At 55.4% G+C, this 11,086-nt stretch carries 7 protein-coding genes and 5 pseudogenes; 10 read left to right on the top strand and 2 right to left on the bottom strand.

Annotation, left to right across the window (positions count from 1 at the left end):
* The 3 genes and pseudogenes from HJB83_RS33680 to HJB83_RS34525 form a co-directional block, all read left to right on the top strand.
* Positions 1–257, top strand: a pseudogene (locus HJB83_RS33680) (CapA family protein); the annotation flags it as partial.
* 235 nt (positions 258–492) lie between these two features.
* The gene (locus HJB83_RS33685; RefSeq protein ID WP_221142363.1) at positions 493–2,136 is read left to right on the top strand and encodes an MFS transporter; all 1,644 of its coding nucleotides are present in this window, start codon (positions 493–495) and stop codon (positions 2,134–2,136) included.
* Between the two features lie 245 nt (positions 2,137–2,381).
* Positions 2,382–2,552: pseudogene (locus HJB83_RS34525) on the top strand (DUF1989 domain-containing protein); the annotation flags it as partial.
* 153 nt (positions 2,553–2,705) lie between these two features.
* Here the strand turns inward: HJB83_RS34525 and HJB83_RS33690 are convergent.
* Complete coding sequence (locus HJB83_RS33690; protein ID WP_311044419.1) at positions 2,706–3,494, bottom strand: helix-turn-helix transcriptional regulator; 789 nt, start codon at positions 3,492–3,494, stop codon at positions 2,706–2,708.
* A gap of 217 nt (positions 3,495–3,711) precedes the next feature.
* On the opposite strand from HJB83_RS33690, the gene HJB83_RS33695 reads away from it, so the two are divergent.
* The 7 genes and pseudogenes from HJB83_RS33695 to HJB83_RS33725 all read left to right on the top strand — a co-directional run.
* A complete protein-coding gene (locus tag HJB83_RS33695; RefSeq protein ID WP_221142364.1) occupies positions 3,712–5,139 on the top strand; it encodes a C69 family dipeptidase in 1,428 nt (475 codons plus the stop codon).
* 26 nt (positions 5,140–5,165) lie between these two features.
* Entirely contained in the window at positions 5,166–6,341 is a 1,176-nt protein-coding gene (locus HJB83_RS33700; protein WP_221142365.1) for a M20 family metallopeptidase, read from the top strand.
* 219 nt (positions 6,342–6,560) lie between these two features.
* Positions 6,561–8,165, top strand: coding sequence for an ABC transporter substrate-binding protein (locus HJB83_RS33705; protein WP_221142366.1), 1,605 nt, complete (start codon positions 6,561–6,563; stop codon positions 8,163–8,165).
* Entirely contained in the window at positions 8,165–9,106 is a 942-nt protein-coding gene (locus tag HJB83_RS33710; protein WP_221142369.1) for an ABC transporter permease, read from the top strand. Before HJB83_RS33705 ends, HJB83_RS33710 begins: the two co-directional genes overlap by 1 nt.
* A gap of 1 nt (position 9,107) precedes the next feature.
* Positions 9,108–9,989, top strand: coding sequence for an ABC transporter permease (locus HJB83_RS33715; RefSeq protein ID WP_221142367.1), 882 nt, complete (start codon positions 9,108–9,110; stop codon positions 9,987–9,989).
* A gap of 1 nt (position 9,990) precedes the next feature.
* Positions 9,991–10,579: pseudogene (locus HJB83_RS33720) on the top strand (ABC transporter ATP-binding protein); the annotation flags it as partial.
* Positions 10,580–10,602: 23 nt separating this feature from the next.
* A pseudogene (locus HJB83_RS33725) lies at positions 10,603–10,740 on the top strand (transposase domain-containing protein); the annotation flags it as partial.
* Between the two features lie 99 nt (positions 10,741–10,839).
* On the opposite strand, the pseudogene HJB83_RS33730 reads toward HJB83_RS33725, so the two are convergent.
* Positions 10,840–11,086 (bottom strand): annotated as a pseudogene (locus HJB83_RS33730) (hypothetical protein); the annotation flags it as partial.

An 11,086-nucleotide genomic window follows, 5' to 3' on the forward strand; every position in this document is an offset into this window, starting at 1 on the left:
CGATATTCTACGAAAGCTTCATTGCAGTGAGCCGGTTTGAAAATAATCAGCTCGCGGAAACGCGGTTGTATCCCATCGAACTTGGCCACTCCAAAAGGTTTGCCAACCGCGGTGTTCCGCGTCTTGCCCGTGGGCAGCAAGGCCGGGCCATTCTGCAACGGATCCAGGAGCTGTCAGAAATATATGGAACTAAAATTGGCATCGAGGACGATGTCGGCGTTGTAACATTCAAGCCTAGCACGAGGGACCAAGCCTAAACTGCCCAGTTGAGTGTCCTTGTCCTTCCTTTAAGCTGCGTATTGGCGCATCGGCTTCACTCCCACCGTTCCATAAGGCTAATGTGCAATGCTATGACATAACAAGCCCGTTTAGGCACATTTGATGCGGAACTCCTGCATCGAATGGCCGAAAAACGGCGAAATCCGCCGTGCGATGACGCATAATCTGCGGCGTCGCAGAGACATCTTGGGAGTTTGAAAGAGACACGACGAAATGCAGCATGCCGATCCGCAATCCGGTTTAACGACCACCTCGGCGCCTCTCAGGAATCCCGCGTTTCGCGCGATCTGGACCGTAACGCAGATCTCCAGTCTTGGATGGCTCGTGCAAACGGTTGCCATCAGTTGGATGATGGCGACCATTTCAGCGTCCGATCTGATGGTCGCCTTGGTGCAGGCCGCGTCGACGTTGCCGGTGTTCTTCCTGTCGATCCTTGCTGGCGCCATCGCCGACAATTTCAGCCGCCGATGGGTTATGTTTGCAGGACACTGCCTGTTGGCGCTGGCGTCAACGACATTAGTGGTTTCTGTAGGACTGGGATTTATCAGTCCCTGGCTCATCCTCGCACTAGGGTTCCTCGCCGGCTGCGGCTTCGCCTTGAATGATCCAGCCTGGCACGCCTCCATTGGCGATATATTGCACAAGCGCGACATTCCGGCCGCGGTGACGCTGACGTCTGTCGGATACAACACCGTCCGCAGCGTTGGTCCGGCTTTGGGCGGCGTAATCCTGGCTTTCTTCGGACCGCTAGCCGCTTTCGCCCTTTCAGCGCTGTGCGATCTGGCGCCGCTTGGTGCCATTTGGCGCACCAAATGGCACGTCCGCGCTTCGCCCCTTCCGCGTGAGAAAATGACTACGGCTATCCACGACGGGCTGCGCTTCACGGCAATGTCCTTCGAGATCAGGTCAGCGGTCGCCCGGGCGACATTGTTCGGCTTGGCCAGCATCTCTATCCTCGCGCTGCTTCCTCTCGTCGTCCGCGATCGGTTGGAAAGCGGGCCCATCGTCTACGGCATTCTATTGGCCGGCTTCGGCGGCGGGGCTTTCGTCGCCGGCTTGTGCAACAGCTTCCTCCGGCGGATCATGTCTCAAAACAAGCTGGTGGCGGTCGCTTCTATTGCCTGTGCAGCATGCTGTCTTTCCATTGCTCTGACGTCGTCCGTTGCGGTGGCGGCTCTTGCGCTGGCACTCGGGGGTGCTGGATGGCTCATCACCTGGACGGGCATCGACGTCTCGGTGCAGCTTGCCAGTCCAAGATGGGTTGTCGGCCGCACGCTTTCGATCTACTACGCCTTGAGCGCTGGCGGCATGTCTGCCGGCAGTTGGGTCTGGGGAACCGTCGCTCAGAACTATTCGCTGACCTGGGCTCTGGAGGGAGCAGCAGGGGCTCTGTTGCTGGTCGCTGCGGCGGGATTACTTTTCCCCGTGCGTCCGTGGGAAGAAGCGGACCAGGAAAGTTCGGATTTCCATCCGCCGGACCTGGCACTCGATCTGAAGCCCAGGAGTGGTCCGATCGGCGTAAAGATCGAGTATTCAATATCCGAAGCGAACATCGAGGCATTTCTGGGTTGCATGCGCGCTAGGCGCCACGTCCAAAGCCGTGCCGGTGCCCATAACTGGACGCTGCAGCGCAACCTGCAAACGCCCTCAATTTGGACCGAGACATTCCGCACGCCAACCTGGTTGGATTTTCTTCGCCTCAACTTTCGGCTTACGGCCGCGGACAAGTACCTCGTCGAGCAGCTCCATGCCCTGCATGATGGAGAGCTTCCGCCGCAGACGGTGCTTTCGATCGAACGTACGACGGACGCAACTCGCGCCCGGCCCATCGAAGTCGTTTCGCGGCCCCTGAGGTGATGCCGACATGAATCCATCACCAAACGAACAGCTTGGCTTGCCGCGGACTTCGGCCCCGAAGTCTGGCGAACATCACCTCGACCGGAGCCGGTCGAACTTCGCCTGCTTTAGCTAAAATGGCATCACCCTATGCCGCGCAGGGCCACTCGGCTGCCGTTGACCCTCTTCCAACGGCCGCCGCTTTTTCTCGTCGCGTTCAGGCGGCGCTGAGCTCCTCCCAAGGCAAGGTGGCTGTCGTCGGACCAGTTTATGACGTACTGAATGTCTTTATGTGTACGGGATTTACACGAGACACTGGCCAGTAATTCATGAAGGCGAGTCCGGTGCGTCCCGGCGACTACCTGGAGTCTTTCGCCGAGATAGATCTTCTCGGCTGTATGTCGGCCTGCCCGGGTGGCGGCTGCTCGTCCGAGTATCGTCTTGCCGACACCCAAAGTGATCAGGTGATGTCTTGAGCAGGCCTACAAGCACAAGTTCGCGCGAATCCCTAAAGCATAGCAGCTTTGAAGACGTAGCCGGAGAGCACCTTAGCTCCGAAGACTGTATAGAGTGTCTTCCTTTAGGAGTTGTCACATTGGCCCCAAGCTCAAAGTGCCCGAAATGCCGGCCGCGTGCATATATTTTCGGATACGTGGGTCGATCCTAACGTCATTCTTCTTGTATGATCCGCAAGCCCTCAATTGTTCTTTCACGTCCACCATCCTCCCTAGATATTTCCACGCGATCGGCGATGCGAACGGTTGCCGGTAAACATGCGAGGTCATGCCGAACGTCAGCCCGGTGAGGATATCCAAACTTTTGCGATAAGAGGGATAAAGAACGGACTCCACTATGGTGTCGGCCGACAACGTTTCAAACTCGAGCAAAAATAAACAGTTCCCAAGAAATGTGGCCATTCCTTCATATTTCAGTATTTCCTGCACTTCCTCGTGCGGCCCCGTTCGCTCGATTGTTTTGCTGCAAACCCTTCCTTCCCATTCGAAGAGAAGGACTACCGAACGGACGACCACGTCTTGCTCGGAGGGAGTAAGAAAATGCGTGTGATAGTAGCCGAGCATGGTCCGAAGCCTCTTCAAATCCCCGGGAAAGGCGCGGTCGATCAATGACGTCATTCGGTCGCGGCCTGACAATTCCTTCAGCCGTGCGGGTATTCCCACTTCTTTGTTCGGGTCAATGAGTTCGTTGATGCCAACTCCGAGGCCAGTGGCAATCCGTTGCAGATTGTGTTGTGACGGGCGAACACGTCCCGTCAAGTATCTGTCAAACTGTTGCCTGTTGAGACCGAGCATGCGGCACACGTCAGAGACGGAGCGATAATGCGCACAAAGACTGCGAAGTTTTTCTGAGAAATCACTCACCGGGGAATTCCTTGCGCTACTTTGCGCAGAATCGCGCAATCCAGAGCAAAGTCAATGAAAAATGCGCGATTGTTGCCCGAGGCTCGTCTTACTAGCCTCTGGTCAAAACAACGGGAACACAACCTACCCACTACCTATCTGGATGATCCCCGTCGCCGAGCGACCGGGGCTGTGTGCGGTTCCTCGTCAAGGGACCAGCGTGTCAAAAGGGATTTTAATGAGCTACGGCATTTATATTGGCAAGAACCACACTGGCGACGGCATTGCCTACTTGGCCGGTTATGGAGATGAGCCTTCAAGCCACTGGCTGGATATTGTCGGCCGGAAACAACACGCAGAAGGAACTACGATCAAGGTTGGCGTCACTGCCGACGCACATCTGCCTGGCGCAATGAGTGAGATACCGCAGGCGAGGGAGACTGCAAGACACATTTGCGTCAACTACAGCTACTTTAAGGGCACGCCGGCCCCACTGACGAACGGGGGGCTAAACGAGTATGGCGTCGCGGTCCGAGACATTTGGTCCGAATCCCGGGCCGAGCTTATTTCCATGACGCCCCCGGACCAGACGGGCCCAAACTACAGTGACCTTTCCCGTATCGTCCTTGAACGGGCGAAAAGCGCTATCGACGGCGTGAAACTTATGGGAGATCTCATAGCCCGGTATGGTCACGCGACCTATGGAGGCAATTCTCACATCATCGCAGACTCGAATGAGGCATGGGTCATTATTCAATTCGCGGGTGGGCAGGGTCTATGGGCGGCGGAGCGGCTGGGCGAAAACTCCATTCGAGCGTCTCGACCAGGCTACATCGAAGAAATTCCAATTGGGAGCCAAACGTCAGGCGACTTTCTTTACTCAGCCAACCTAGTCGACTTCGCGGTCTCGCAGGGATGGTACGATCCCACTTCTGGCGACAAATTCAACGTCAACAAAATATACGGAGACGGAAAGGGCAAGTGGGACGGGGTATGCTGGATAGAAAGTGAGTTGGCGACCTTGTCTAAGCGGCCACAGAAAATAACCGTTGAGGACATTTTTTGGGCGATTAGAACCGAGCGACTGACAGGAGAAACGGCAGGGTACGGGCAGGTCGTCCCACTCGCAGATGAAGTTTATCCCGAATCGAGAGTGCTTTGGCACACCCACATCGGGGCGGTAGCTGCACCGTTCGTTCCAGTATTCATGGGCATCCGCGAAGTTGTGCCAGAGTTTAGAATGCATCGTTACCTTACCGATGGCGAAGCTGAATCCTATCTCGATACTCGATACTTCGGCAGCAGGGTATCTCACGTCACACAGCAGGTCGAGTCGACGCGTTCGGCGACCTACGTTTTCAAGCGGCTATTGAACCTTGTTTTCAGAGACAAGGAGGTGTTCTTGCCTGAGGTCACTGCTTTCTTCAAAGCTTCTGAGCAGATCCTGCTGAATGTTTGCGTGGATGTCTCGAAGACAGCTCGTATTCTGCTCGATGCGGGAAAACCCACGTTGGCCGAGCGATATCTTACCTATTTCACTAATACGGAGCTTATCAAAGCGCTCGACTCTGCCGATCAACTGGCTAGCGCACTCGACGTTCGAAGCCGAGCGCTACATGCGACCCGCGTCCAGAATGGGCTACTTGGCCCTGACCTGATCTTGTAATCGCACCTCATAGCGGAAAGACAACGATGCTCACGAACGATCTGCTATCCCGCGAGGAGCGCGAAGCCGTCATCGAAATGCGGCATGCTATGCATCGGGAACCCGAGTTATCCAATCAGGAGACCAAAACACAGAAGCGGATCATCGAAACGCTGAAGCGATTTGGATTGAGTGGAGCGAGAACGTTCCACAATACCGGTGTCTATATTGACATTGAAGGCCTGGCACCCGGTCCAAGACGTTCGATTGCCTTGCGCGGCGATATTGACGCGCTTCCTATCCAAGAGGACCGGGACGATCTCCCTTACCGTTCGCAGGTCCCGGGCCTGATGCACGCATGCGGGCATGACATGCATGCCTCGATCGCCCTCGGAACCGCTTTGGCATTCCACCGCATGAGAAATAATTTCTCCGGCAAAGTGCGGGTGATTTTTCAGCCTGCTGAAGAGGCAGAACCCCTTGGGGGGCGCACTGTCGCAGAAGAGGGGTTGTTGGTGGGGTTCGACGCTGCGGTGGGTTTCCATGTCGACACCGATATTCCGGCAGGATCCTTTGGCGCCCGTGCCGGCGCAGTAACAAAATCCTCCGAACAGTTCGAACTGAACATTATTGGCACCATGGCGCATGGCGCGGAGTCCCATGCGGGCGTTGACGCCGTCACAATAGCGGGGGCCTTTATCAATGAGGTTCAAAAGGTGGTGTCACGCGAGATGCCCGCCGATGACGGTGCAATCATCACCATCGGCACCATCCACGGGGGCGAGGCGACAAATATCATCTGCCCCTCAGTCGTGATGACAGGAACGATCCGGACCAGCACTGCTGAGCGGCGCGGCCTATTGGTCCAGCGAGTTCGCGAAGTGGCCGAGGGTGTGGCCGCTATGCATCGCGGGCGGGTGGAATTCATCTCTCAATTGGGCGAACCTGCCGTCGTCAATGATGCAGGGATGGTCGAGCGTTTTCGTCAGATGGTCGTCCGGTTCGCCGGCGAAGACAAGTATGTGCAGGCAAAACCGAGCTCCGGGAGCGATGACTTCGGTTTTTACTCCGGTTGTGTACCCTCAATCTACTTTCAGTTTGGAAGCAGAGAGTCATCAAACGAAGCGGGGGTACACACGCCCACCTTCGGAGCGTCCGACGACATTCTCATTCCGACCACCGAGCTTGCAATACAATATTGCTGGGAGCTTCTGCATCAATAACCAGCATTAAAGGCTGGGGTGGCAAGCAATGTCAAACAGTGCAAGGAAACATTGAAGACGTACTCAACTAAGACTTAGTGCGACTCGTCTACTTCAGGCGAACTTCTAAGGTTGAATGATCTGTGAGCGGTGCCCGACCTATGTAACGGGGGCCGTAAGATGTGCTACCAACTGTTTCAAAACAGTTGCATGACTTAACAATGAAAAGGGGAACTACATATGAAAATTTCTCGTCGCGACCTTGTGAAGGCAAGCTTAGTTGTGGGAACGGCATTGACGGTTCCAGAGATTCTGCGGGCGCAGACCCTACCACGCTTGGATAGGACGGTTCGCGTCGTTGTAGGGAATCTCACCGTATTCGACCCAGTCGTCACGACTGCGGATGTTACCTGGAACCATGCCTTTGCGATATACGACACATTGTTCGGCGCAGACGCAAACCTCGAGTCCCAGCCGCAGATGGTGGGGAAATGGGGCATGTCTGACGACAAGAAAACGTACACTTTTGAACTCCGCGATGGTCTTGGCTGGCACGACGGCACACCAGTGACCGCCGCGGATTGCGTCGCCTCGATCCGCCGCTGGGCCGAGGTCGCTCCAAGCGGGGCGTTATTCAAATCGCGGATTAAGGATATCTCCAGACAGGATGATAGAACCTTCACAATTAGTCTAAGCGAACCATTCGGAGCCCTTATTTCAATTCTTGGCTTTCAAGGCCCGTTTATGATGCGTGAGAAGGATGCCAATCTTCCTCCAACTGAGCAGGCGATTGATAACATTGGCTCAGGCCCATTCAAGTTCAATCATGCTCTTGCAAGGCCCGGCGCAAGCTTCGCCTACGACCGCAATGAGAAATATGTGCCGCGCGAAGAGGCACCAAGTGGCGTGGCCGGTGGGAAAATCGTGAAGGTGGATCGGGTCATTTGGGACAACGGTCTATCTTCAGATCAACAAACTGCGTTCTCTGCACTGCAGGCAGGCGAAGTAGATCTGTTGTACTCGCCGCCATCTGATCTACTTCCGGTCCTTGAAAGCGATCCCAGTCTTGAACTTGAGGTGCTAGATCAGGCGGGGCAAGACTATTTCCTGCGCATGAATTGCCTGCAGGAACCCTTCAATAATGTGAAAGCTCGCCAAGCGATGCTTCACCTTATTGATCAGGAAGCCTTCCTTCACGCCGCCTTCGGTGAATCAACTTATGTTAAGCCCGTGACGTCCATTTTCGGCAACGCTACGTCGATATCCAACGATGAAAATACGGGATGGTACAGGAAGGGCGGCGACTCGGAGAAGGCGAAGCAACTCTTTAGGGAAGCAGGTTATGCCGGCCAGAAGATTGTGATTCTGCAAGCCACTGATTGGGCCGAGGGCAGTAACATGTCACAACTTCTTGCTGCGGCATTGCGGAAGATAGGGATAAATGCCGAACTCGCGCCGAGCGATTGGGGCGGTCTGGTCGCTCGTCGGGAGAAAAAAGAACCTGTTGAGAACGGCGGTTGGAGTATCTTCATATCTAGTGATGCCGAAGCGGTGAGAGGCAATTTCCTCGCATCAACCACCCTTCCGATGAGTGGTGAGCGCGGTTGGTATGGCTGGCCCGAGAATGCGGAATATGAGGCGCTGCGGGCGGAATTCGTGAATCTCGAAACCCTGGCGGAGCGCAAAGCAGTAGCCCGCAAGTTACAGCGGATATGGTGGAACTATGTGCCTGAAGTACTCCTCGGCCAAAGTACTGGCCCAATTGCGCGCCGTACGTCCCTGACGGGGCTTATTGGAGTGCCAGCTATTCTGCCTTATTGGAACATGCAGAAAGCACCGGCTTGATGGTGGCGTACATTATTCGCAGGTTTGTTTCGACCATTGCCGTAATGGCAATGGTCGGGACATTTGTATTCATGCTTCTTAGGATCGCACCTGGCGATCCCGCTGCAATGATCGCCGGCAAGTCGGCCAACACGGAAACGATTGCCGCGATCCGCGAGAAGCTGGGCCTGAACGATCCTATGCTGATCCAGTTCATGCATTGGATGAGAGATCTGCTTGGCGGCGACTTCGGCACGTCGATTTTTGCCGGACGCCCCGTCGTTGAGCTTGTGGCGCAGCGGCTTGAGCCAACCCTCTCTTTGGCAATCCTGACGATGTTACTTTCTGTAACGGTGGGGGTTTCGTTCGGTATCCTTGCGGCTTGGCGAACTGGCGGTTCAATTGACCGCTTTCTCGCAATATTTGCAGCACTTGGCTATTCGGTTCCGGTCTTTGTGACCGGATACTTCCTCATCTACTTCTTTGCAATAAAAACTCACTGGCTGCCGGTTCAGGGATATGCTCAATTCGACGCTGGGATTGGTCCTTGGTTCATTCGGCTAATCTTGCCCACAGTGGCCCTAAGCCTCGGCTACATTGCTTTTATCGCGCGAGTGACTAGAGCGAGTATGCTTGAGGTCCTGTCGGAAGATTACATGCGAACGGCCGCAGCGAAGGGCGCGTCGTCCTACGCGCTACTTTTCCACCATGCGCTTAAGAATGCAGGTGTGCCGATATTGACTGTTATTGGCATTAGCTTCGCCTACCTGATCGGCGGCGTCGTCCTCACCGAAACTGTATTTAATATTCCCGGTATCGGTCGTCTGATCGTCGATGCGATTAACAACCGCGACTACCCCATTATCCAGAGCGTACTCATTCTAACTTCAGGTCTGTACGTTCTCATCAATCTTGCAGTCGATCTTGCTTACACGCTTATCGACCCGCGCATCAGGTACTGATATGACGCTCCCCTCTGCAACTCTCGAAACTGCGCCACCGGGTCACGTAAGGCGTTCCGGATTCGTCCGTTTAGCAAGGCGGCATCCGCTGGTGCTGACAGGCGGCAGTGTCATGGCGCTTTTGCTCATTCTCTCGCTCACCGCATCGATTTACGCAGGCGATCCGGGAAATATGGATCCATTCAAACGTCTCCAACCGCTCTCGGCCGAGATGTGGCTCGGTAGCGACAACCTGGGCCGCGACGTATTCGCTCGAACGATCTTCGGCGCGCGTGTCTCGCTCTTGGTTGGCTTGCTGTCGGCGGCCTGTGCTGCATTGCTCGGACTCATGATCGGGATACTCGCTGGTTATAACCGCATGTTCGATAGCATCGTTATGCGCGTCATGGATGGGCTGATGTCGATCCCTACGATCTTGCTAGCCATTGCGCTCATCTCTTTAACCGGTCCAGGGATCAGCATTCTCATCGTAGCAATTGCAATTCCTGAGACGCCGGCAGTCGCGCGATTGGTCCGCTCAGTTGTCCTTAGTGTTCGGGAGCGTCCCTATGTTGAGGCGGCAATTTGCGGCGGTGCGCGGCTTCCTAAGGTGTTATGGCGTCATATCCTGCCTAGCACCTTGCCGGCGCTGATGGTGCAGAGCGCAACCGTTTGCGCAAGCGCGATCATGACGGAAGCTGGGTTAAGCTTTCTCGGTGTAGGTGTACCGACGGAAATTCCGAGCTGGGGCAATATGATAGCGAGTTCTCGCCTGTATCTCGCCATCTCCCCCATGACAATCTTTGCTCCCGGGATATGCCTTGCAGTTACTGTTCTTGCGGTCAACCTGCTCGGGGACGGGCTACGCAATATGTTCGATCCTCGCGCGAAACGGAGGCGCTGACATGCAAATCCAGAAGACAAAAGGGGAAGATATACTTCTCGATGATCGGAACCTTGAGACGCACTTTTATGGGGAACAGAGTGTTACCCGCGCGCTCGGCGGCGTCAACTTCCAGGTGATGAAAGGCGAGACCCTCGGTATCGTTGGTGAATCAGGATGCGGCAAGAGCGTCACAGCTCTCTCGATACTTCGCCTTTTGCCAAAGACAACCGCTAGGACTGTTGGTGGTGAGGTCCACTTTCACGGCCGCGACCTCCTTACGCTTTCCGATCGTGAGATGCGGAAAATCCGTGGAACCGGATTGCCATGATTTTCCAGTAGCCCATGACAAGCCTGAACCCGGTCTACACGGCTGGTCGCCAAATTGCGGAAGCGGTCCAGATCACACCAGGTCCTCGCGTTCGACCGCGACGGCCAAGGCCGAAGAACTGCTCCGCTTTGTTCATATCGCGGATCCCGACCGCCGCATTGGCAACTATCCTCACGAAATGTCAGGCGGGATGAGACAACGCGTCATGATTGCCATGGCCCTAGCTTGTTCGCCGGAACTGTTCATCGCGGACGAACCGACGACGGCACTCGATGTGACGACATGGCCGCGCTGATCATGAGTGTCAAGCTCAACGACATCGATCCGCAGGCCTGGCTTGCTGACGTCCTGGCCCGCATCGCCGACACGCCAATCAGTAAGCTGGAGCAATTGCTTCCGTGGAATTGGCAGCCGCACGGACTAAACGCTCAAGCAGCCTAACCTGCGGCCTTCACCCGATGCGTACGCGGCGATCACCTCGTCCCCGGGTGCAATCTGCGCTGGCGCGAGAAGATATGAGCTGCAGAGTGTTCCTATTCCTCAAAGGTCCAAAAATGGTGTGATTGTCCAACTGACCAAGTCGAGGGCTTGCTGAAGTAGGGCTGTCGTCTGATCACGGCTGGGCGAAGCGGCGATGATATGTCCGATCAAATCTCGGTCATCGCCCTTTCTGACAATTGGTGTGTTGGGATGAACATACATCTTGACCTCGGCGATGCCCGGTATAGCGGCTGCACGATTGGCGCCCTCGATTCCATCGAGCATGCCGTCGCGATCAGGAACCAGG

The organism is Rhizobium sp. NZLR11 (genome assembly GCF_019685115.1).
Taxonomy (GTDB): Bacteria; Pseudomonadota; Alphaproteobacteria; order Rhizobiales; family Rhizobiaceae; genus Rhizobium.

Coding starts and splice junctions, on each gene's coding strand:
- HJB83_RS33685 (WP_221142363.1), top strand. CDS start 493: ATGCAGCATGCCGATCCGCAATCCGGTTTAACGACCACCTCGGCGCCT.
- HJB83_RS33695 (WP_221142364.1), top strand. CDS start 3,712: ATGAGCTACGGCATTTATATTGGCAAGAACCACACTGGCGACGGCATT.
- HJB83_RS33700 (WP_221142365.1), top strand. CDS start 5,166: ATGCTCACGAACGATCTGCTATCCCGCGAGGAGCGCGAAGCCGTCATC.
- HJB83_RS33705 (WP_221142366.1), top strand. CDS start 6,561: ATGAAAATTTCTCGTCGCGACCTTGTGAAGGCAAGCTTAGTTGTGGGA.
- HJB83_RS33710 (WP_221142369.1), top strand. CDS start 8,165: ATGGTGGCGTACATTATTCGCAGGTTTGTTTCGACCATTGCCGTAATG.
- HJB83_RS33715 (WP_221142367.1), top strand. CDS start 9,108: ATGACGCTCCCCTCTGCAACTCTCGAAACTGCGCCACCGGGTCACGTA.